Genomic DNA, 23,677 nt, shown 5'->3' with positions numbered 1-23,677 from the left:
CTTAACCTTTTTTGCCGATGAAATTATGTTTTTGTGTGGCTACCGGTGACAGTCTCCGCGCAGTCGCGCACGCGTAATGATTGAATGGTGCTTAGTTGATAACGGCATAGGCATAAAGGCGCTTACATTGCTCCCACCAGTATTTCCTGTAGGTAAAAGGCCGATAGCCGTTTTTGTTATGGCGCCCACTAAGCGGACGGTCTGACCGCGAAGTTCTCGAAAGTCATGTTGCTGCCATGCCCACACAAACATCAGCCAGTGAACCCGGGTATGCCAGTAGGTTGACAGCTGGCCTAGTACATGGGCATTTTCAAGGTGTTTGAATGCGTTTTTTTGGTTGCGATTGCGCATTGCCCGGCGGGACAACACCAGTTCCCGCCGAACGGGAAAGCTGATGTTTCTGGCAAATGAAAACATAAAACCCTCCTTTTTCTTCGCTAATGGTTAGCAACGGTTAGTGACAGCTACTTTGTGCACCGCCGGCCGGTGCAATCTTGGCTTTCGCCAACTGCCACAGATTCCGTACCATCAGACCGCCCAGCACGACCGCACACAAGGCGTAAATGGCACTCACACCTTCACCGTGAATATGGGCACCTTCACCGGTCGGGATTAGTGCTTGTAAGTTAAAGGCATCAACAGCGAAATTAAGTAAATAACCAAGACCGATACTGGCGGTAAGAATACAGAACAGATAAATGACCAGTGAGCGTCTGCCCAGTTCACGGCCAATCATGCCCATGGTAGAAATATTGGTGGCCGGGCCTGCTAACAGGAACACCAGAATGGCACCAGGTGAGAGGCCCGCTGATAAAAAGCCAACCGCCAATGGTGTCGAGGCAGTGGCACAGATGTACATGGGCACACCAATTAGCGCCATCACTAGCATGGCGAGGAATCCGTCACCCCATTGCGTTAAAAATGAAGTAGGAACCCAGGTCTGAATAGCGGCAGCAAGGCCTAAACCCAATAACAGCCACATGGTGATATCTTCAAGCAGCTTGCCCGTGGAGAATTTCCACACCTGCACCAGTTTGCTTTCTTGTTGAGCGGCCTGCGTAGACGTGTTACAACAACTGGATTCGGCTTTCACCGCTTTTGTTTGTTCAGCGCTACAACAGGATGATGCCGCGGGTTCCGGCGTTTTCGAACTACAACAACTTGTCACTTCCGGTTTGGCCGCTTTTTCGCTACCACAACAAGATGAAGTCGCCTGTTGTACGGGCGCTTTTTCTGACGAGCAGCATGACGATGTCTGCGATTTCTCAGCAGGCTTTTCGCTGCTGCAACATGACTCAACGGGCGTTACCTTTGTGGAATCATCGACAGCTTTCTGTATGTTAGTGTCTTCCTTCACAAACCATTTCACCATCATACCGGTGTAAATGGCGCTGAAGATGGCGGCAAAGGGACGTACGATGGCGAATACCGGGCCGAGAAGGGCGTAGGAAACAGAAATTGAGTCCACCCCGGTTTCTGGCGTCGATACCAGAAAGGACGCGGTTGCCGGTTTGGATGCACCACTACGGCGTAAACCCAGTGCAGCAGGAATAACGCCGCAGGAACATAGGGGTAAAGGCGCACCAATTAAAGCCGACTTTACCACCGCCCCGGTGCTATTTTTGCCCATGTGTTTTTGCAGCAGGCTAACAGGTACTAGTTCGTGCATGATTCCGGCGACCAGTAGACCCATTAATAACCATGGGGCTGACTCCATGAACAGTCCAAAGAAGTTGGTAAGTAAAAGCGTAATGTCATTCATAACGGTTTTTCTGAGTCCAGAAGTTGTAAAATGGTACAGTGTTGGGCGCTTTTCGGGCCGCCATCACACAAATCGTTCATTTGCAGGAGCGATTGACGAATTCGCTCAAGTTCATTAATTTTAGCCGTGACTTGCTGCAGCTTTTGTTCGGTGACTTTCTTTACCTCGCCACAGGTGTGCGTATCCGGGTGGAGTTTCAGCTCCATGAGTTCGCTGATTTCATTCAGTGTGAACCCCACCGTTTTGGTACGCTGAATAAACAAAAGCTTTTCCACGTCATCCGCAGAATAGAGCCGGTAACCTGCATCAGAGCGTTCAGAAGGGGTGAGTAAGCCTTTGCTTTCGTAAAAGCGAATGGTGTCATTACTCAGGTCAGTCAGGCGCGCCAATTCGCCTATTTTCAGCAAGTCTGATTTTTTCATATGAGCTACTATAAACCCTGGAGTTAACTCTAGAGTCAAGGGTTTGCGATAAAATCAGTGAAAAAGGCCGATGAACTAACTAATTTGGGTGTACTGCTTCTTTAGCTTATCAGGCAGGTAAGCCAGGGTGGTGTTGTAACCAATCTCGAAAAGGGCTTCTTTATCGATATCGTTAGCGTCAAAGTCTACGGCAGAGACCTCGCCGGTATCCACCAGAATCGTGTGGTGCCAATGTTCAGCGTGCACGTATTCCCGTGACAGCGCAGACATGAAGGTTCTGATGAGCAGCATGACATAGGTGGGCAGAGCGAACCGCGCTTTCTTGTTTAACGGCTCTTTTTTCTGCCGACTTTGCAGGCGGAAACATACTGAGGGCGTACCATCCTGCTGCCAGTCGCGGAATAGGGCATCTTCCGAAAGGACGGCACCATCTACTAATAGTTTGTCGCCAAATTGCTTGAACGAGAAAATCAGCGGAATAGACATGGATGCCCGCACAGCAGCAGACACATGCACATCGGGGGTGGTTTCTTTATTGAATAAAGCCGGGCCGCCACCGTTTACGTCGGTGGCAAGAATATGTAAGGGGTATTTGAGCGACGCAAAGGTGGCGCCGTCCAGCTGTTCATCGAGCCATTTTTCGAATACGTCGCCAGAGGCCAGCCCGCCTTCGCGTAGCAAACGCCACAGAGAAAAATCAGCAAACTGCCGGAAGTCGGTATTCAGCGCCAGATGCTTCATTTCCGCAACAGAAAAACCTTTAGCGTACATGGCGGCAATAATGGAGCCACCGGACACACCCACAATGGTTTCATGTTTTACGTTGAGATCGTCGAGGGCTTGCAAAATACCGATATGAGCGGGTAGCCGGGTACCGCCGCCGGAGAGGATTGGAACGATTTGTTTAGGGTAGATTCTGGATACTGACATACACCATCACCTTTTGCGCCTTACTGTTAAACATAGTCCAGTAAGTCAAAAGGCGATAGTGTCAGTCGTCGAAAAGGTATTAAGAAAAATACTAAGCGCCGGCGCTGTGAGCCAGAAACTCTTCGTAAGTCCCTTCGAAATGATTGATTTTCTGATCTTTAATTTCAATGATCTGGGTAGCCAGTGACGACACAAATTCGCGGTCGTGGCTGACAAAAATAACCGTGCCGTCGTAGTGGAGCAGGGCGTTATTCAATGCTTCGATAGATTCCATATCAAGGTGGTTGGTCGGTTCATCCATCACCAACACATTGATATCCTGCAGCATCAACTTGCCGAACAACAGGCGGTTCTTCTCACCACCAGAGCACACGCTGACTTTCTTATTGAAATCGTCAGAGCCAAACAGCAGGCGACCGAGCATGGCTTTAACCTGCAGATCATCATGCTTTGGTCCACGCCACTGACTCATCCACTCAAACAGGGTGAGATCGTTGGCGAAGTCACGGTTGCTGTCCTGCGGTACATAGCCTACAGCAGCATTTTCAGCCCATTTCACCACACCTTCATTGGCGTCCAGCTCATTAATAAGACATTTCAGCAGGGTGGTTTTACCGGCACCGTTTTCACCGATAATTGCCAGTCGTGCGCCAGCTTCCAGTAACAGGTTACCGCCACTGAACAAAGGTAATTCTGGGAAGCCATGACCAAGCTCTTCCAGTGTAATTGCCAGACGGTGCAGCTTTTTGTGCTGTTTGAAAATGATGTAAGGCTTGCGGCGGCTGGACGCTTTGATTTCGTTCAGCTCAATTTTTTCCAGACGCTTAGCCCGGGAGGTTGCTTGCTTAGCTTTAGACGCGTTAGCCGAGAAACGGGCAACGAAGCTTTGTAGTTCTTCAATTTCTGCTTTCTTCTTATCATTTTCATGATGAAGTTGCTCTAGCGCTGCCGCAGCGGCTTCAGAGAAGTCGTCATAGTTACCCGGATAAATACGTAACTCGCCGTAGTCAATGTCAGCCATGTGAGTACATACTGAGTTCAGGAAGTGGCGATCGTGGGAGATGATAATCATGGTGGATTTACGCTTGTTCAGCTCTTCCGCCAGCCAGTTGATGGTGTAAATATCCAAGTTGTTGGTGGGTTCGTCCAGAAGCAGAATATCCGGTTCCGCGAACAGCGCCTGAGCTAACAGCACACGTACTTTCTTACCGGGAGCCACTTCCTTCATCAGACCAAAGTGATAGTCTTCTTCAATGCCTGCAGAAATCAGTATGTCGCCGGCACGGGCTTCAGCGGTGTAGCCATCCATTTCAGCAAATTGCACTTCTAAGTCGGCCACACGCATGCCGTCTTCTTCGCTCATATCCGGATTACTGTAGATCTCGTCACGCTCGCGTTTTACTTCCCACAATTCGCGGTCGCCCATGATCACAGCGTCAACCACCGACATTTCTTCAAAAGCAAACTGATCCTGGCTCAAGATCCCAAGCTTCGTACCTGGCGACATCGACACATTTCCCGCTGTCGGCGTGAGTTTACCACTCAGGATTTTCATGAACGTGGACTTACCACAGCCGTTGGCACCAATCAGGCCGTATCGGTTGCCATTACCAAATTTGGCGGAAATGTTTTCAAAAAGCGGCGCGGAGCCAAACTGCATGGTGATATTGGCGGTGGTAATCAAAATTCTTTCCCAGATGCTGAACAGATAAATGAAACACGGTATGCGTGCAGGGCCGCGCAATATAAAGAATCGCGCCCGTTATGTCGAGGGTAAATTGGTTAAATGTCGCGCAGATTACAGCGCTGGCGGAAAACAACCCGTTCATCGGTTTTTAATGAAATGAATTGTTAATGTAATGAAAATATTGTTGATCTTTATTTTACCCTCAATTAATGTAATGAAAGCGCTTTCATTCAGAAGTGCTTTCTTTTTATTTGAATTTGTAAGCGCTTACAAAAATGCGGTTCGACGCCTCCACTCGGCGGAACACAACTTATAATTAATCGATCAGGGCTGAAAAATAATGACTAAGAAAATCACGCAACTCTCGCGGTTAGCGGCCGCGATATCGGTCACGACCCTTGTTGGGTGCGGTGGGGGCGCCACAACAGATACCGATATCAACATCGTTGATACCACGCAACCGGTGACAGATTGGGAACTGGTATGGAGCGATGACTTCGACGGAACAAGCATCGACGATAGCAAGTGGACCCACGAGGTAAATTGCGCTGGCGGCGGAAATAATGAATCGCAATGTTATACCGACAGTGATGCTAACTCCTATGTAGCGGATGGTGCGCTGCACATTGTTGCACTGCCAGCCGAAGAGGGGGCGGAAAAGCCTTATACCTCAGCCCGACTCGTTACACAGTACAAAGCAGATTTTAAATACGGCCGTTTTGAGATGCGCGCAAAGTTGCCCTCTGGTCAGGGAAGCTGGCCAGCATTCTGGATGATGCCTACCGATTCTGTTTATGGTGGCTGGCCCCGCAGTGGTGAAATCGACATCATGGAAGCGGTGAACCTGAAAGCCATGGATGCCGACGGCAACCCGGAAGCAAACATCCACGGTACCCTGCATTACGGCAGTGAGTGGCCGAACAATAAATACAGTGGCAAGGCGTATAAATTACCAGATGGTTCCAACCCGGCTGACGATTTCCACACTTATGCCGTGGAATGGCAGGAAGGGGAAATTCGCTGGTACATGGATGATTACCTGTACGCCACACAGCGAAAATCAACGGTGCGATATAACAGCAAAGGCGAAGCAACAGGCCTGGCACATCGAGGCTGGTACACAGAATACTTCGATCAGACCAGCGGCGAATTGCAGAACTACTATACCAATGCCCCTTTCGATCAGGAGTTCTTCATGATCCTGAACCTGGCGGTGGGCGGCGACTGGCCATCTAACGTGAATGAGCTGGGCATCGATGCGGAAGCCTTTGCGGAAGGGCAAACGTACGAAATCGACTATGTGCATGTTTATCAATGTTCAACTAATCCAGATACCGGTAAAGGCTGTGAAACCGTGCGTCCGGGTTATGCCTCTACAGATGATGCACTGGTAGAAGGTGAAGCGCCCATTCCTTCACCCCCTTCCAGTGGCGTAGCGCAGAACCTGACTATCTTTGGCGGTACCACTAATCCGAACTGGCCAGCCTGGGACTGCTGTGGTGGTTCAACGCCAACCATCATCGACGATGTCGAAAAAGGCGACGTCTACGAATTTTCTATTGGCGCAACACCTACTGTAATGGGCTTTGTCAGTCGCAGTACTTTCATTACCGATCCGGACGGGCAGGCAACCCCTTTTGATGGTGCACCTATGGTTGAAACCGGCAGTGTAAAGTTTGATCTGAAAGTCACATCGCTGCCTTCCGATGCCAGCGCTGCCTGGTTGTTCAAAATTGAAAGTTCGGAAGGATCAACCGCTGTAGAGTTTCCACTGTCAACCGGCTACGTGGGCCCGAATGAATCTGCCGGAGATACGCCGGAAGAGGGTGTGTGGGAAACTTATGAATTCCCTCTGTCCATGCTAGATGAAGCCGGCCTGGATGTGAGCGCTATTGACGTCATCATGGTGTTCCCAGCCTGGGGCGCGGGTGACGGTGCCACATACCGCATGGCCAACGTGGAAATTTCTGCGGAATCCAACTACCCGGAACTGGTGATTTTTGAAGATGCTACAAACCCAAACTGGCCCATGTGGGACTGCTGCGGCGGCTCAACTCCCACAGAAGAAATGGATGACGATGCCCACGGCTTGACTGCTGAATTCCGTATTGGTGCCGAACCTACTGTGATGGGCTTTACTACCCGTTCTTTGGACGGTGGCGGTGATACACCGTTTGATGCTACAGCGCTGGCAGACGGTGGTCTGTTGCAGTTCGATATGCGCGTTGTGAGCTTACCAAACGATGCCTCTGCAGCCTGGTTATTCAAGGTGGAATCAAACGGTGCTTCTACGGCCATTGAATTACCCATCACCGAAAGTGTGGAAGGGGAAGCGCCGTTTGAAGGGGAGTGGCAAACCTACACCTTCCCCATAGCTGACCTGCAGGCCGGTGGTCTGGATATCAGTGCCATTGACGTGATCATGGTGTTCCCGGCCTGGGGCGCCGGTGAAGGTGCGGCATATCGTATCGACAACATGAAACTGTACCACCCGGATGCCGGTGCGGCTGCTGGTTTAACCCTGTTCGCTGATACCGCTGCGGACATGTGGAGCGTGTGGGATTGCTGTGGCGGTTCTACTCCGACAATCGAAGCCGATGATGACGCCCACGGAGACGTCGCCGAGTTCCGCATTGGCGGTACCCCAACAGTAATGGGCTTCCTGGCAGACGAAGAGGTGTCTTTCGATGCTTCAGCACTGCTTACCACTGGCGCTGTTCGTTTTGAAATGAAAGTGACTTCTATGCCTGCTGACAGCACAGCCCCTTGGCTGTTTAAAATTGAATCTACCGGTGCTGCTACTGCCGTTGAGTTGCCGCTGTCGGAAAGCCTTGAAGGCGTCGACCCAGTAGCGGGCGAATGGCAAACCTATACCTTCCCACTGCAAACGCTATCTGATCTTGGTCTCGATGTTTCAGACATTAACGTAGTGATGGTGTTCCCGGCCTGGGGACAGGGCGACGGCGCGGTTTACCGTATCGATAACGCAGAAATTGCAGCGCAATAACAAAGCCTCCGGCGACGCCAGGCTGGCTCGCCGGAACAATTGATTATGATGAGTAGGTCAACTATGAAAAACAATACATTTAAAAAGACCCGGGTCGCCACATCAATGGCTTTGTTACTGGGTACAACAAGCATATTCAGCGTGCAGGCACAGGAAGCCGAAGCCGTTGCTGACGAAAGCATGGAAGTCATTCAGGTTAAGGGGATACGTGGCTCGCTGATGCGCTCGCAAGACCTCAAGCGGAATTCAAGCGGTGTCGTCGATGCCATTTCCGCCGAAGAACTGGGTAAATTCCCGGATACCAACCTGGCGGAAGCGTTACAGCGTATTACCGGTGTAACCATCAGCCGCGCAAACGGTGAAGGTAGCCAGATCACAGTGCGTGGTTTTGGCCCTGAATTTAACCTTATCACCCTGAATGGTCGTCAGATGCCGGGCACCGGCTTCACTCGTTCTTACGACTTACAGAACTTGTCTTCGGAAGGGGTAAAAACCCTGGAACTGCAGAAAACGGCAAGGGCTGAAAACCCCAGTGGTGGTCTTGGCGCAACGGTGAATATTCTGACTATGCGCCCCATGGACAACCCAGGCCAGCAATTCTCGGTATCGGCCAAAGGCATTATGGATACCTCTAATGAGGAAGGCAGCGACATTACGCCGGAAGTAGCAGGTGTGTTCACTAACACGTTTGCCGACGATATGTTCGGCATCGGGCTGTCGGTTTCTCACCAGGAACGGGATTTCCGTCAACAGTCCGCCAGTATTCAGGGGTGGGTACAAGTGCCTGATGCAGATCTGCCCGAGCTTGACCCGTCTATGGTGGTAGATAACCGTTCTGTTATCACTGATGCGGCATTCTTTCCGAAAGATCTGAACTTTGGTTTTGCCGATGTACAGCGTGAGCGGACCAACGCGCAGGTTACTTTCCAGTTCCGTCCTACCGATAATTTCACTGCAACGGTGGATTACACCGCATCAGACGCCGTCACCGGCACTAACAGCTTTGGCTGGGGGATTTGGAACAACTTCGGGCCGAATATTAATGCTTATGAACTGGACGAAAATGGCACTGCATTGTATGCCGATATTGCCGGTGACGACGGTTCTGCTACAGCCAGCCGTAACACCACCGAGGTGAATGCCCGCTCTCTGGGTGTAAATCTCGAGTGGCAAATCACCGATGATTGGGAAGTGTCAGTGGATTATCACGACTCCTACAATCAGATTGATAACGGCAAGGACAAAGGGTTAGGCGGCAGTGGCCAGGTCATTCTTGGCTCCGATAAGCTGATTTCCAAAGTGTACGATTATCGGGAAGGTGATATTCCGAGTTATTACATCAATTGGAATAACGGCACCAACGAGCTGATGCCCAGTGAAATTGATTCTAACTTTAGTCAGTTTACCCGCAATCAGGGCCGTTCGGATATTGAACAGCTACAAATTGACAGTACCTGGTACAACTCGGTTTTCGACAGTATTCCACTGGTGAAAGTCGACTTTGGTTATGCCCGTACCGAACAGTCGTTGGGTGCAACCGACGCATGGGGTGGTTTGCGAGGCGGTCCTGGCTTCAGTCCGTCTTACACTGAAATTTTCCCGGATAGCATGTTTACCCGCCATGATACCGGTGATTTCCTGGATGCATTCAGTGGCGGCGGTGATGCGCTGAATCCGAATTATTTTTACACCTACAGCTTTGACGAAGCGATCACCCGGCAGTTGGCTTACCTTACGGCAGATGTGACCGGTGACAGCAACGTTTACTCCATCGATCCGTTCTTTAATGCGCCAACAGTGAATTTTGTTGAAGAGATCACCGATTCTGTTTACGTACAAACCGAGTGGGATTTTGATATTGGTGATTTCTATGTGCAGGTGAATGCCGGTGTGCGCTACGAAGAAACTGAAGTGCCCAGTTCCGCGCAGGTGCGGGTGCCTACGCAGGTGAACTGGGTAGCCCCTTCTGAGTGGATCACTGAATATCAGTCGGAACTTATCCTGCAGGATTTCACCGGTGAATATGACATCTTGCTGCCCATGTTCGACATTAAAGTGGACGTAACCGAAGACGTGGTTGCCCGTTTCTCGTGGGGTAAATCGATAACCCGTGCGCCTATTGGCTTGCTGCAAGGGGGGCGTTCGTTCAGTGGTAGCCCGAAAATTGGTGCGCGCACAGCGTCTGAAGGCAACACCAGCCTGAAGCCCTACGAGTCGCAAAACCTCGACTTATCACTGGAGTGGTATTACAGCGAAGACAGCTATGCCTCTGTGGGCCTGTTCCGTAAGAAAGTGAGTGAGTATATCGAAACCACGGGGGGCGATCAGACCTTCGAAGGGTTGCGTGATATTTACCAGGGACCGCGGTGGAACGAAGCGGTAGCGGCTCTACAAGCTGATGGTGTACAGGCCACAGACAGTGCCATCTTCCAGTATTTCCAGGATAACGGCTATGCCAATGCGGAAGGTGTGATTGAGCCAAATGCCGATGATCCACTCATCACGTGGCGTGTGACCAAGCCGCGTAATTTGCCGGATTCCCGCACAGTGGATGGTATTGAACTGGCCGTTCAGCATACTTTCGGTGACACCGGTTTCGGTGTGGGCGTGAACGGTACGCTGGTTGACGGCGATGTGACTTACGATCCGTACATTCTCGAAAGTGGTCAGAACCCGCTGGTGGGTATTGGTGATTCTGCCAACTTCCAGGTGTTCTACGAAAAAGAAGCGTTGTCGGTAAAAGTCACTTACGCCTGGCGTGCAGGTTATTTGCAAGGCATGGGGCAGGCACAGGGTTCCGCCGATGTACCACCCACACAGGCTGATTCATTTGGTCAATGGGACTTCAGCGTGAACTACGATTTCAACGATCACTTCACTGTGTTTGTTGAAGGCGTGAATGTAAATAATGAAACCGAACGAGGCTACGGGCGTTTTCAGGAGCAATTCCTTTACGCACGCCAATATGGACCGCGTTATACACTGGGTGCTCGCTATACCTTCTGATAGCTGATAACACTAATAACAAGAGCAACCTGACGACTTGAGGCTGCATGGGAAACCATCGCAGCCCTTTTTTATTGTGAATTTTTCTTAGGCGTTTTTGTGTATTAAGGCCCGACCACTTGATGGTAGACTGGCGCCGGTTTTTGAAGGAAACAGGTGAATGATGAAATTGGGTGGGTGGAAAGCTGGGCTGTTGGCTATTCTCGGATTGGTTATTGCCGTAGCCATTTGGCAGTGGGAACCACAAGAGGCGCCGCTATTAAACGATTCCACAACGTCAGAGTCAATGAAGCCATTGTCTGCTGGTTTTTTTGATCAACACGTAGAGCCTGTTTTAACCCAACGCTGTGTGGTTTGTCATGCCTGTTACGATGCCCCTTGCCAGTTAAAAATGTCCTCCGCTGAAGGGCTTGCCCGAGGTGCCAATAAAGAGAAAGTGTATCAGGGCACAAGGCTAACGGCGGCCACGCCAAACCGATTGTTCATCGACGCGCAGAATGTGGATGAATGGCGCCAGCGGGATTTCTTCACCGTGTTGCCCGAAACCGTGGAAACTGAAGATTCGCCACCGCCTACGCAATCTTCCGTGCTGGCGCAAATGCTATTGTTAAAACAGGCCAATCCGCTACCCGAAACGACTCACTTAGGCGAAGGTTTTGATATTAGTCTGAACCGCCCGCAGCAGTGTCCCACGTTGGATGAAATGGGGAGTTACATTGCCGAGCAACCGTTAGGCGGCATGCCCTACGCGCTGCCAGGACTGACCAACGAAGAGCAGCAAACGTTGATGCGCTGGCTACACAATGGCGCACCCTTACCCAAAGCTCAACCTTTGCCTGATGCACTGTTGAAGCGTGCCGATAAATTCGAAGCCTGGCTGAATGGCAACTCGAATAAAGCGCAGCTTTCTGCCCGCTATATCTACGAGCACCTGTTTACGTCGCACCTTTACTTCGAAGCGCTTTCTGAAGAAGGCGTGACGCCACAGTTTTTTAATCTGGTACGTTCGCTAACACCGCCCGGTGAGCCGCTGGATGTGGTGGCAACCCGCCGCCCCTTCGATCACCCTGGCACGGACAGAGTGTGGTATCGCCTGCAGCCTGTCACGTCGACTATCGTGAGTAAAACGCATCAGCCGTACGCAATCAATGACGACCTTATGGCGAAATGGAATGCATGGTTTGTCGAGGCCGAATTTGATGTGCCTGAGTTGCCTTCTTATAAACCTGAAGTGGCCGCGAACCCGCTTACCGCCTTTACCTTAATGCCGGTTAACACCCGCTACCGTTTTATGCTGGAGCGCGCGCAGAATACCATTATGGGTTACATCAAAGGGCCAGTGTGTCGTGGTCAGGTGGCACTTAACGTAATTAACGACCGCTTCTGGGTATTCTTTGTTGATCCCGAAGTAGCAACGTCTGAAAAGTTGAATCGCTTCTATGCGTCGCAAAAAGAAAACTTACACCTGCCAGCAGAGCAGGAGTCGACTGCGTTGGCCGTAAGCTGGGTCAAATACGCTGAGCATCAGGGCGATTATCTTCGCGCCCGCACCGATTTTATGAACGATACCTTCCGGCAGGGTCAGCATTTAAGCCTTAAGAGTATCTGGGACGGGGATGGCAATAACACCAATGCCACCCTAACCGTATTCCGACATTTCGACAATGCCACGGTGGCGAAAGGGCTGGTGGGCGAGCCCACAAAGACGGCCTGGGTTATTGACTATGCCCTGCTCGAGCGAATTCATTACCTGCTGGTGGCCGGTTTTGATGTGTATGGGAACTACGGTCATCAGCTGATGACCCGCTTGTATATGGACTTTCTCCGTATGGAGGGTGAGTCGAACTTTCTGGCGTTGTTACCACCACAAACCCGTCATCAACAACTGTCGGAATGGTACCAGCAGGCGGGGCCGGAGCTGACTGATTTCATCGAAGGCGACATCAATAGCTTTGAACAGGATACCGGTATCGAGTATTCCTCCGATAACCCCAAATCCGAGCTCTATAGCATGCTGAAACAAGCCCTTGAAAACGTGCAGCCTAAAAGCAGTAGCCTTCGCAGTAACTGGCTGTCAGACGACCAACTGGCGCTTTTAGGGAGTCTGGATACGTTGTCACCGGAGCAAGCCACTATCTTGCCAGAAATTACTATGCTAATGGTTCGTCCGGACAACGGCGAAGGTGAACCTGAAATGTTCACCCTGTTACGAAATAGCGCGCATTACAATGTCAGTAGTTTGTTTGAGGAAGACGAAAACCGTAACTACGGCCAAGATTCGGTTACCTTGGTACAAGGTTTATTAGGGAGCTATCCCGATGTGTTCTGGCAGATAAATGCGTCAGAGGTGCAGAACATGGTAGCGAAAGTAAAACGGATTAAATCGGAATCCGATTACGAAGCGTTTATCACCGACTATGGCGTAAGACGAACCAATCCGGCGTTCTGGCAATTTAGCGATGAAGTGATTCAGTGGGCGCTAAGCCGTTACCCCATTGAAGGTGGACTGCTGGATTATAACCGGTTGGAAGACAGATAAAGCGATTGGCTGAATATCATATCCAGCCAATAAGCGTTACACCCCACGCAACAGCAGCCATAGCAATAGCAACCATGACGGCTGCTGAAGCGAGATCTTTTGCAAGTCCCGACATGGGGTGTAACTCCAGTCCGATACGGTCAATGGTGACCTCAATGGCGGTATTAATAATCTCCGCAAACATGACGAACAGGACTGAAATCAGTAATAAACCTTTTTGCTGAATCGGAATGTCCCATACTGCCAGTATAATAAGCGCGCCTGCCAGAAGCAGTAGTTCTTGTCTGAATGCAGCCTCGTTTGCCGCAAGCCATTTAAAAGCCCGCAAGGAGTGACCGGCCGCAAGTATGATGCGGCGTATACCGCCTGGCTTTTTCGTGTTATTGAAGTAAATAACATTACTGGTAGATTTATTTACTGGCATGAGGCGAATATATCCTGTTCTGGTTGGTAGGTAGTGCTGACTACGCCTGTAAGTCCTAACAGCGTGTCATACAAATTATCCTGAGAATACGGTCGATCTTTCAGTGATTTCGCGCAACTTATCTTAGCCGTCATATCGTCGCCGTTTCGCCAGTAAAGCATAGGGACGTGGGTTTGCTCTTCCGGCGCTAAACTGTAAGGAAAACCGTGAAGGTATAAGCCTTTTTCTCCCAACGATTCACCATGATCAGACAGGTAAAGCAACTGTGCGTTTTCCACGGTTTTAAGCTGTTCGATAATGTGGCTTAAAACGAAGTCGGTATATAAAATGGTATTGTCGTAGGTATTCGATAACTGCGTCATGTCGCAATTTTGAATATCGCTCCTCGGACAGTCAGGGGTAAAGCCTTTGAAATCACCTGGATACCGGCGATAGTAAGTCGGTCCGTGGGACCCGATCATATGTAAGACAATCAAGCGCTTCTTCTGTGTGTTTTGTTTAAGCGTTTCTTTAAGTTGGTTAAGCAATATTGCATCCAGACAATAATCGCCGTCGCAGAAACGTTCATCCCGCGCCGGGTCGTAAGGGATTGTTTTAATGCGGCTGCAAACCCCTTTGCAGGTGCTGTTATTATCAATCCATGTCACTGAATAACCGGCTCGATGAATGATATCCAGCACATTGTCCTGGCTATGAGCTATACGGCTGTCATAGTTGTCCCGGCTTAAACGGGAAAACATACAGGGTACGCTTACGGCAGTTGCTGTGCCGCAGGAAGTAACCTGAGTAAAACTGACCACCTTCTCATCTGACAACAGTGGGTTAGTATTTTTACTGTAGCCATTCAGACTAAAGCGATCGGCTCTGGCTGTTTCGCCCACCACCATGACGATAGTGTCGGGTAAGTCCCGGTTGCTTTCAGCAAGGGTGGGGTGGCTGTCTAAAATACGATATGGCAAAGGGGGGGATAAATAATTATCGCGCAAGTATTTGTAGCCAGCATCGTAGAAAGCGAGGGGCGTAATTTGTTTGATGATGTTCCGGTTGTTTCTGCCAACTGCCGCATAATCTTTGTAAAAAAGTGCTGCGATAAGTGCAATTGCCACAATAGCAATGCCATTAATCATAAGAATATGCTTAATACTTTTACTGAACGCCGTTTTGATTTCCATATTACACAGTGCGAATACAGGCAAAATGCCCAGTACACAGAAGAACAAGACAAAGCTCGCGTTGAGATAAGAAAATGCTTCTCCTGAATTCGTTTCTATCAGGTTTTGAATCATGCTTTTATCGAACAGCAGGCCGTATGCTGTCATGCCGTAAAATATCAGTGACGCAATAATGATGTGTAACGCGGAAATCATCCGCGGAAAAATTAATCCCCCGCTCAGAGTAGTAAAAAGTATGAGCAGGCTGAACAGCAACACAGGTACCGTTGCCAGAAACGCATAATCCTTCACGCTGTCAGGCGATACGGCTTGCCATACAGTGCTCAAAAAGGGAGCATTAAAAAGCAGGGTAATGAGCAAGCAGGAAGACACAAGCGTTTGTGCCGGGGTCAGCCTGAATTTTAGTAAAGCGAAAATACGCATCCTGTCGGGACCGGGTTAATCTTATTTCGCTGCATCTTAGGGCTGGATCCTTAAGAATGTCTTAAGACAAACTGATTGTTCCGGGGGGCGTAATACAAATAAATATGTGCATAAAAAGCAAAGAGTTACATCTTCAGCTAATCTTAAGTTTTCTGGTATATACTTCGACGATTTTGATTTTAAAAGAGGTTGGCGATGAGAGTATTGCTGATTGAAGATTCCGATGCGCTCAGACGAAATATCACCATCGGACTTAAAAAGTTAGGTTATGCCGTGGACAACGCTGCTACCGGTACGGATGGGCTGAACATGGCGCTTCTGGGTGAATACGACATTGTGATCCTTGATCTTATGTTGCCTCACCTTGATGGTATGGAAATTCTGACGGTATTAAGGAAGAAAAACATCGATACCCGGGTAATAATCTTGTCGGCCCGCTCTGAACCTGACGATAAAGTTAACGGTATCATTGCCGGTGCGGATGATTATCTGGCAAAGCCGTTTTCCTTCGATGAATTATGTGCCCGTATGGTTAACCTGATGCGTCGGGGAAAGCTGGTTCACAGTGATGACAAAGTGGTGGTGGGAGACTTTACGTTAGATCTGCAAAGTAAGCTTTTACTGCTGAATCAAACGCCGGTAGACCTGACCCCCAACGAATACCGGATTGTGGAGTGCTTGTTTCACAATAAAAACCGCATAGTGACATCAGAGCGCCTGAGTGAGTCTATTGCCGGGAGCTATGACATGGTGTCTAAAAATGCCATTGAAGCCCATTTGTCTGCGGTAAGAAAGAAAGTGCGTAAACTGGGCGGCGAATTACCGGTTAAAAATAAGCGGGGGTTCGGCTATATGGTCGCAGAGGAACTATGATCTCTATTCGAAAAACACTCACCCGACGCTTATCTGTTGCTATTTCTTTACTCATTGTAGCCGCTCTGTTAATTACAGATATTGCCGTGGATGGTTGGGTAGAACGTCAGTTCAATCATGCGGTACATGACAAAATTGGCCTGTTAGAAACGCTGGTCGATGAAGACACGACCGGCGTCGAATTTGAGTTCGCCGGTGAATACTATCCGGAATTTACCGGCACCAATGATCCTGAGTATTTTCAATTATGGTACGACGGAGAAACGTTCGAGAAGTCAGCCACACTGCACATGCACAGTATGAATGCCTTGCCATTTAAGGCTGTTAAGGAAGGCGAAACGGTATTGGAAGATATCGTTTTGCCAGATGGCAGGAACGGGCGTATAGCTTACACCCGATTCATTCCTCAAATAGATACCGAAAACAGAGAGGCTTATTTCGCCACAAAGCAAAAAGGCGAGCGTAAACCGATGACACTAGCCTACGCAGTATCTATAGAGCAATTGCAGTACTCACTCTGGCTAATCGACGCCGCTTTCATTCTGGCACTCATCATTGTTCCATTAACGGTGCGCTTTACCGTGAAAAACACAGTGGCTTATGCATTAACACCTTTGGATGCCTTCATAGGTCAAATTCGTAATACGCGGTTAATCGATAAACCTGAACCAATGCAAATGAAAGTACCGGTTGAGGAATTACTTCCCGTGGTGGAGAGCCTTAATTACTTTATTGCAGAAAACAGTAAGCACTATCAACGGGAAAGAAGGTTAACGTCTGATATTGCTCATGAACTGAAAACTCCCGTGACTGAACTTATCACCATGGCTGAAATAGCGACCCGGTTCCCGGGCGATGAAGAGTTAGAAGCTCACTTTAAACCCGATGTCTTAACGATTGGTCTAAGAATGAAAAGTATCATTTCAGGGCTAATGCTTCTGCACAAATACTCTAATCAGAAATTGGCTTGTGCAGACATCATCGATGTTTGCGATCTGCTTACAAAAGTGATTGATTCTGAGGGAAGTGGAAGGGTACATCTGGTCATTGACGAAGCTACTGACGCAACCGTGAAAAGCAATTTATTTGCGCTGGAGTCCGTGTTTACCAACCTGATAGCTAACGCATTACAGTACAGTCCGACTGACTCGAAGGTGACTTGTAATATTGAAAAGCTTACCGGTGATACTCTGGATATTGTGGTAAGCAATACCATGCAAAAACCGGTGAGCGACGAAGAGTTGCAATTGATGTTCGAGCCTTTATGGCAACACGATCCCGCCCGTACTTCGACAGAAAACTTTGGCCTCGGACTGGCTATCGTCAAAACACTCCTGAAAGCGGTGGATGCCGGAATAAGGGTGAGTGCTGATGAGGGCGATATCGCCTTTCGGCTAACGTTACGGAACACCCAACAAATGTAAAAAACAGAATTACCTGACGCGAAACGCGGACAGAACTGCACTTTGTCAAAACCGTGCAGTTCATCTCTGACGTTCAGAGGACTGTCACTACTTATCCTGTATTTGCCTCAGAAATATATACACTGCCGGAGAAATCATCAGCACCAGAGGTAGTTGAACCAGTAGCCCTGAAATGATGGCAATAGCCAATGGTTGCTGCATTTCTGACCCTGTGCTCATAGCAAATGCAAGTGGAGCCAGTGCCATAATAGCAGCAAGCGTTGTCATCATAATCGGGCGCAAACGATTACTCCCTGCCTGCCAGAGTGCTTCCTTCCAGTCAGACTTCTCTGTGAGGATTGCCTGATATTCTGAATAGAAGAACACGGCAACTTCTGTAACAATACCCAGGATCATTGTCATTCCCATCATCGCGGTAATGTTCAGATCTGTGCCTGTAAACCAGAGCCCTGTAAAGACACAGCCAACAGCAAGCAGAGACGTTCCCATTATGGAGATGGCAATGAGAATATCCTCGTAGAGAAACAATATCAGTGCGAAGAGTATGGCAAGAGCGGCTGTAAAGACATACATCAGACCGGTAAATGATTGCTGTTGCTGAGCATATAGGCCGCCCATCTGATAGTACATTTTATCCGGTAGAGTACCCGGTATATTCAGCAGCTTTTCAATTTCTGTAACTGTTGATCCCATGTCTCTGCCCTCGATCCGCGCAGTAACGGCTACCATCCGTTTTAGATTTTCACGTGTTATCTGAGGTTCTCCACGTATTTTCTTGATCGAGACCACTTCTGCAAGCGGTATCGGCGTTCCGCCGGTACCGACGGCCCAATAATTTTCAAGTGAATTAACATTCTGGCGGTGATTGAGCGCTGGCCACACCCTGACATCCACAGATTTCAATGATTCATTAATAGTAGTTGCGACAGTGCCTTCAAACAGATTTCCAAGTTGAGCTGCTATCCATTGCCTTGTCACACCAAATTGTGCTGCTTTGGTTTCATTAATAGTAAAATTGAAGGAGTCGCCGGCAATAGTGACTCCGTCATTGATATCCACCACGCCTTTTGTTTTTGAAATAAGTTCAGCGATTTTTGGGGCAGTGGAAAGAAGTGCCTCTGTGTTGTCTGAATAGAGCTTTATTTCTATTGGCTGGGGGACTGACGTTAAATCTCCAATCAGATCCTCCATAAGCAGAATTAACTCGACCTCCAAACCGGGCAGGTTAGATGCGATCTGGCTACGTAATTTTGACATTACTTCGTCTACCGGCGCTCTCGGGAAAGGTTTTAGTTTTATGAAAAAATCGCCCTCGTTGGCTTCTGACAATCCTCCTCCCAGGCCAGCTCCGGTTCTTCGCGAATAAGATTCTACTTCCGGTGTTTGCCGGATGAGGGTTTCCAGTTGCCTTATTTGTCTGTCTGTTTCCTCAAGAGATGTGCCGGCGTTAGCCCTGTAATCGAGAACAAAACCTCCTTCGTCCATTGTAGGCATAAAACCGGTACCAACTTTCGTGTAGCTAACCGCAGAAAGGCAAAGCAGGCCTGCAATAGCGAAGAGTAACAACAAGGGTTTCCGGCTTAGTGTATGAAAGCCATTTTGATACCATTTTAACAAACATCGGGTTACCGGGCCGGAATCGTCGGCCTGTGCGTCGTTTTCAGAAAAAAGACTACCGGCGAGAAGCGGAATACAAAGCCAGGATATAAGAAATGAAACAATAAGGCTGAAGGCCATCGTCAGAGACAGTGCTTTAAAAAATGCACCTGTCACGCCATCAAGAAAAGCCAGCGGACAAAAAATAATAATGGTAGCCAGCGATGAGCCTGTAAGTGGCTTTGAAATCTCAGTGGCAGCAAGGAATATTGAATGCCTGACACTTTCAGTATTCTTTCTTATGCAACTGATGATATGTTCAATCATTACGATGGCATCATCAATAATCAGACCTATTGCGGCAGCCATGCCACCCAATGTCATGATGTTAAAGCTCAAGCCCGTTGCTTTGAGAAGCAAAATTGTTACTGCAAGTGTGACCGGCACAACAAGTATGGCAATAAGAATGGTTTTGAAGCTGCGAAGGAACGCAAACAATACAATAGCTGCCAGCAGTACGCCCGTTATCATGGCGTCTCCCACACTAAAAGCGGATTGGGATACCAGTAAACTCTGATCGTACCAGACCTGTAATTCACTGTCCGCCGGTAGCGTTTGCCTGATGGTGTCCAGCATCGCGTCAACTTGTGCGGCGATATGTATGGTATCTCCATCAGGCTGTTGGAATAACTGTACAAGCACCGCATTTTTGCCGTTGGCAGAGACTTTGATCCATTCTGGTTTGACCGTGCGATAGACAGCCGCAACATCAGCGACAGTAATATCAGCCCCGGGGCGATGACGTAATACTGTGTTGCGTATATCGTCTAATGTTTGTAGCTGCGCATCAGCCATCAACAAAAACAATTTATATTGTTGTTGTATGCGGCCTTCAGATTGCAACAAGTTGTTAGCTGCAATTGCGGCGGATACATCGTCCTGGTTCAAACCCAATGCCAACAGTTTATCTGGGTCGGTTTCTATGCGATATTCAGCCCGTGTGCCACCTGTCACTGTGGCTTTAGCGAGTCCTTGCACAGCTGATACTCTCGGAACGATATCGAAGGTGGCAATATCTCTTAACTCTGTAAGTGACGCCGATTCTGATGAGAGGCTGAGCGCCATGACAGGAAAAATTGTGGGGTCCATCCTGCGTATTTCATAGTGTAAAGAAGGTGGTAATACATCCCGAATCTGACTTATGGCCCCCTGAACAAGTGCCTCTGCTTCAATCATATTTTGAGACCAGTTGAAGGCTACTGAAATCTCCGCGCTTCCTCTGCTTGAAGTGGAACGCAGACTTTGTACCCCCTGAACAGCACGAATCGCTTCTTCCAGCGGCCTGGTGACATTGTTAACCATTTGATTCGCAGGGATGTCGCCGACGTCTATAGCAACGGCAATCCGGGGGAAATTGACCTGAGGAAAAAGTGAAACCGGAATCGCCCGGCTGAAAATCAACCCGATTATCGCCAGGACAAGTGTTAAAAAAATCAATGACCTTTTATGATTGTGGCTCCAGTGAACAATGCGATTATTCATAAGTTACGTCCACTTTGTCACCGTTGCTTAATACATAATTACCGTCGGTAATGACATTATCTTCCGGTGAGATGCCACTGAGAATTTCCTGTTTCTGATTTGTAATAATGCCCGTTTCGACGGTGACTTTTTTAGCTTCTCCATCCTTAAAAATAAAAACAAACTGCCCGTCAGCATCAGACATCACAGCATTCAATGGCACTGTTATTCCCCGATGAGGATTGGTCTGGCATGTCACGCTGACAGCTTCGTCAACATACAAATCGGTCTCGCGTGGTATTGGAGTGCTGTAGGCAGTAAGCAAACCTGTTTGAGCATCCACCTGTCGGTTAATCGCATCTATGGTTACGGGCGTTGGCTCAGCCTGTGAAAATACGGGGCTGAAATGGCATTGGGTTTCCGGTGACAATCGTCTGGCATTGTCTGGTGATATTGAAAACTCTATTTTCAAACGGCTGGTTTCAATAATGGTTGCCAGTACGGATCCGGCTGCGATCTGGTCGCCGGGGCCGGCAAGTATCTTTACGATATTTCCGGATACAGGGGAAGGAAGGGTAATACCATGCTCACTGATCCCCTGTTTTTCTATGGTGTCCAGTGTTGCTATCGCATCTTTGAGCTGCTTACTGATATCCCGAAGTTGTGTTTGCGTTGCCAATTCCTGTTTGCGAAGTTCAGTAAAATGTTCTTTCTGCCTTCGCAGATAATTGACTGCATTTCTGGCGTCTTGCAATGATTGGGTATCACCGGGCAGAGCCGATAGCGTTAGCAACGGGGCGCCTTCGTCAATGTGCATGCCCTCAGTTACTTCTATTTGATTTACTCTACCGCTATATGGAAGACTGACAGAATGTACTGCGTTTATTTGACTCCGCACGGCACCAGGCATGGTAATGTCCATGCTGATGATTTCAGTGTCTGCCGGACGAGCTGTAACATGCATTGCCGTGGGGACACCTCCCGCCCGGACAAAAAAAGTAACAGTGAGAAGACTCGTCATAAAATAAAATTTTATAATGTTTTGCATGGGATTCTCTGCGGTGATTAGAAACTGGATTTGGTCGTAATCAGGAATTCAACGTTATTCACATTTTCATGACTTAACATAGGGAAAGACATGTCGAAGTGAATAACTTTTGTGTCCGATGCATGGCGCGAGTAGAGCCTGGCGCCGATTCCTGCACTGGACAGCCACTGGTCAGTTTGGGGAGCAAACTCACTGGTACCGAACGCTTTACCGGTATCAATGAAAGCTGCAGCGCCCAACTCAAACAGGTTGTAAATACTGATATTCGGGTAGTATCTCAGTTCACCGGTAAACGCAGCAGAGCTTGAGCCGCGTTGAAATTCAAGTGCGTAACCTCTTACGCCGTTCTCTTCACCTATTACTACCGGAAGGTCGGCAAACTGACCATTGGAATAGGTAAAATGTTGCGAACCATACAGGCCGAACTGTTCTGAAAGGCGATGGAAAATTTCATTATTTACATTCAGAACAGCCCGGCTCCGGCTTGTACTACCAAAGTTAGTCAGCAGCGATACATCTGACAGTAATAAGGTTGTTGGAGTAAATTGAGTGCCTTTTCCTGCGGAAAAACGTGCAACGTATAATGATTCATTGTTTTTTCTTTCTGCGATATTGACGCCGAACCAGGTTTGAAAGTGCCATCCCATATTAAAATCTTCAATCTGGTTGATGACATGGACATTACTCAGTTCTCTGAAATCATCCTCTATGTATTCCAGTTCAAAAAAAGGGGTGAAGTATTCCCTGTCCTCAGGTAATGGTAGTTTTAACGCAGTGTCAGAAACTTCAATATCACCGAAGGTTTTCTTTTCATAATCCACCCCCAGAATATACCGAATCACGGAGGTCTCATCTCTGCTATATCGCTTTCCCCACCAGGCATTTGCCTGTTTGTCAGAATAGGCAACAGAGAAGTAGTTTTTACCGTTCAGAAAGTATTGTTGCCGGAGATCGCCGGAATAGGCTGACAGAAAAAATGCATTATTCGTATTCAGACTGACAAAAGGCCTGGCAATACTTATGCCCTGAGCAGAACCATCGTCGGTGTCAGAGAGCGTTACGCTACCCTGAATATTATTATTAGTGAAAAGTGGAAACTGAATATTCAGGTTATAACCAGAGCGTTGAACATCCTTGAAGTATTCCATTTCAGTGTCGATGCCATAGCCAAGAAGGTTCCTGTCCTTTAAACCTGATGAAAACTTGTTTTGTCCGCCTTTCCGTCCAAAATTAATGGTCGGCATCAGGGACCATTTATCGCTTGTCGTTACACTTATCAGGCCTTTATCATCTCTGACTACTGATGCTGTATTGATGTATTTCAGTTTCCTGAGGTGCCTTTCAACTTCCTGCAAATCTCTCTCTGAGACGACGCATTTTTCATTCATAAAAGCAATTTCGTTTGAAATTGTATCTGGTTTAGTTATCACATGAAGCGTATTTGCAAGCTTATGGAGCCAAAAAGTACCTGGGTCATCTAAATCAAAAATGTCATTGGTTTTGATGGCTACATGGCTTTCTTCATTGCCGGCACAGGTCTCTGCATGAGCAAGTGAAGGAATGGAAAAGATGAGAAATAACGAGAGTGTCCTGGTGCATACCATCTGGCGGTGCTTCTGATACATAAGATGAGGTAAAGCCTAAATGGACTTGCTTATGATTTACTTAAGACAGACTGAAATTACCTTCAATATCAGTGCCCGGTTTAACACTGTAGATTGCGTGCAATCTGCAATAAATGACCGGATAAACAAAACAAGTGTTTTCAAACCAATAGCAATTCTTCAGATAAACCTAAGAAACTTGTTTTAGCATTTTGCGACAACAGTTATTAAGTGTATTA

Annotated in this window: 15 protein-coding genes; 5 read left to right on the top strand and 10 right to left on the bottom strand. The window is 48.3% G+C overall.

Going from position 1 to position 23,677, the window contains the following annotated elements; translation table 11 throughout:
* Positions 1–39 precede the first annotated feature (39 nt).
* From BFC18_RS19805 to BFC18_RS19785, 5 genes are all read right to left on the bottom strand, one after another.
* On the bottom strand, positions 40–417 hold the full coding sequence (locus BFC18_RS19805) for a DUF3703 domain-containing protein (RefSeq protein ID WP_070127379.1): 378 nt from the start codon (positions 415–417) through the stop codon (positions 40–42).
* Positions 418–454: 37 nt separating this feature from the next.
* Complete coding sequence (locus BFC18_RS19800; protein ID WP_070127378.1) at positions 455–1,762, bottom strand: SO_0444 family Cu/Zn efflux transporter; 1,308 nt, start codon at positions 1,760–1,762, stop codon at positions 455–457.
* The gene (gene zntR, locus BFC18_RS19795) at positions 1,759–2,184 is read right to left on the bottom strand and encodes a Zn(2+)-responsive transcriptional regulator (protein WP_070127376.1); all 426 of its coding nucleotides are present in this window, start codon (positions 2,182–2,184) and stop codon (positions 1,759–1,761) included. Before zntR ends, BFC18_RS19800 begins: the two co-directional genes overlap by 4 nt.
* Positions 2,185–2,259: 75 nt before the next feature.
* Positions 2,260–3,114, bottom strand: a complete 855-nt coding sequence (locus BFC18_RS19790) for a patatin-like phospholipase family protein (RefSeq protein ID WP_070127375.1) — start codon at positions 3,112–3,114, stop codon at positions 2,260–2,262.
* A gap of 91 nt (positions 3,115–3,205) precedes the next feature.
* Positions 3,206–4,798, bottom strand: coding sequence for an ABC-F family ATPase (locus BFC18_RS19785; protein ID WP_070127582.1), 1,593 nt, complete (start codon positions 4,796–4,798; stop codon positions 3,206–3,208).
* Between the two features lie 343 nt (positions 4,799–5,141).
* On the opposite strand from BFC18_RS19785, the gene BFC18_RS19780 reads away from it, so the two are divergent.
* The 3 genes from BFC18_RS19780 (at position 5,142) to BFC18_RS19770 (ending at position 13,353) form a co-directional block, all read left to right on the top strand.
* The gene (locus BFC18_RS19780) at positions 5,142–7,808 is read left to right on the top strand and encodes a glycoside hydrolase family 16 protein (RefSeq protein ID WP_070127374.1); all 2,667 of its coding nucleotides are present in this window, start codon (positions 5,142–5,144) and stop codon (positions 7,806–7,808) included.
* Positions 7,809–7,871: 63 nt separating this feature from the next.
* Complete coding sequence (locus tag BFC18_RS19775; protein WP_070127373.1) at positions 7,872–10,814, top strand: TonB-dependent receptor; 2,943 nt, start codon at positions 7,872–7,874, stop codon at positions 10,812–10,814.
* A gap of 160 nt (positions 10,815–10,974) precedes the next feature.
* Positions 10,975–13,353: a fatty acid cis/trans isomerase gene (locus BFC18_RS19770; RefSeq protein WP_425388401.1), complete on the top strand. Its 2,379-nt coding sequence runs from the start codon at positions 10,975–10,977 to the stop codon at positions 13,351–13,353.
* Between the two features lie 16 nt (positions 13,354–13,369).
* Here the strand turns inward: BFC18_RS19770 and BFC18_RS19765 are convergent, their stop codons facing one another.
* Positions 13,370–13,777, bottom strand: a complete 408-nt coding sequence (locus BFC18_RS19765; RefSeq protein WP_070127371.1) for a diacylglycerol kinase — start codon at positions 13,775–13,777, stop codon at positions 13,370–13,372.
* A complete protein-coding gene (locus BFC18_RS19760; RefSeq protein ID WP_070127370.1) occupies positions 13,768–15,372 on the bottom strand; it encodes a phosphoethanolamine transferase in 1,605 nt (534 codons plus the stop codon). Before BFC18_RS19760 ends, BFC18_RS19765 begins: the two co-directional genes overlap by 10 nt.
* A 195-nt stretch (positions 15,373–15,567) precedes the next feature.
* Here BFC18_RS19760 and BFC18_RS19755 point away from each other — a divergent pair, with 195 nt between their 5' ends.
* Together BFC18_RS19755 and BFC18_RS19750 are read left to right on the top strand one after the other, a co-directional pair.
* Positions 15,568–16,245, top strand: a complete 678-nt coding sequence (locus BFC18_RS19755) for a response regulator transcription factor (protein WP_070127368.1) — start codon at positions 15,568–15,570, stop codon at positions 16,243–16,245.
* The gene (locus tag BFC18_RS19750; RefSeq protein ID WP_070127366.1) at positions 16,242–17,669 is read left to right on the top strand and encodes a sensor histidine kinase; all 1,428 of its coding nucleotides are present in this window, start codon (positions 16,242–16,244) and stop codon (positions 17,667–17,669) included. The genes BFC18_RS19755 and BFC18_RS19750 overlap by 4 nt, the downstream gene beginning before the upstream one ends.
* Positions 17,670–17,756: 87 nt before the next feature.
* Here the strand turns inward: BFC18_RS19750 and BFC18_RS19745 are convergent, their stop codons facing one another.
* From BFC18_RS19745 to BFC18_RS19735, 3 genes are all read right to left on the bottom strand, one after another.
* Positions 17,757–20,807 carry an efflux RND transporter permease subunit gene (locus BFC18_RS19745; protein WP_070127365.1) on the bottom strand — a complete coding sequence of 1,017 codons (3,051 nt, stop codon included), beginning with the start codon at positions 20,805–20,807 and terminating at the stop codon, positions 17,757–17,759.
* Complete coding sequence (locus BFC18_RS19740) at positions 20,800–21,750, bottom strand: efflux RND transporter periplasmic adaptor subunit (RefSeq protein WP_070127363.1); 951 nt, start codon at positions 21,748–21,750, stop codon at positions 20,800–20,802. Before BFC18_RS19740 ends, BFC18_RS19745 begins: the two co-directional genes overlap by 8 nt.
* Before the next feature lie 101 nt (positions 21,751–21,851).
* Complete coding sequence (locus BFC18_RS19735) at positions 21,852–23,459, bottom strand: BamA/TamA family outer membrane protein (protein WP_083273198.1); 1,608 nt, start codon at positions 23,457–23,459, stop codon at positions 21,852–21,854.
* Between the last annotated feature and the right edge of the window lie 218 nt (positions 23,460–23,677).

This window comes from Alteromonas confluentis (assembly GCF_001757105.1).
GTDB classification, from domain to species: domain Bacteria; phylum Pseudomonadota; class Gammaproteobacteria; order Enterobacterales; family Alteromonadaceae; genus Alteromonas; species Alteromonas confluentis.
Note: the sequence above shows the minus strand (reverse complement) of the source record. Positions and strands in the feature narration are given on the sequence as shown.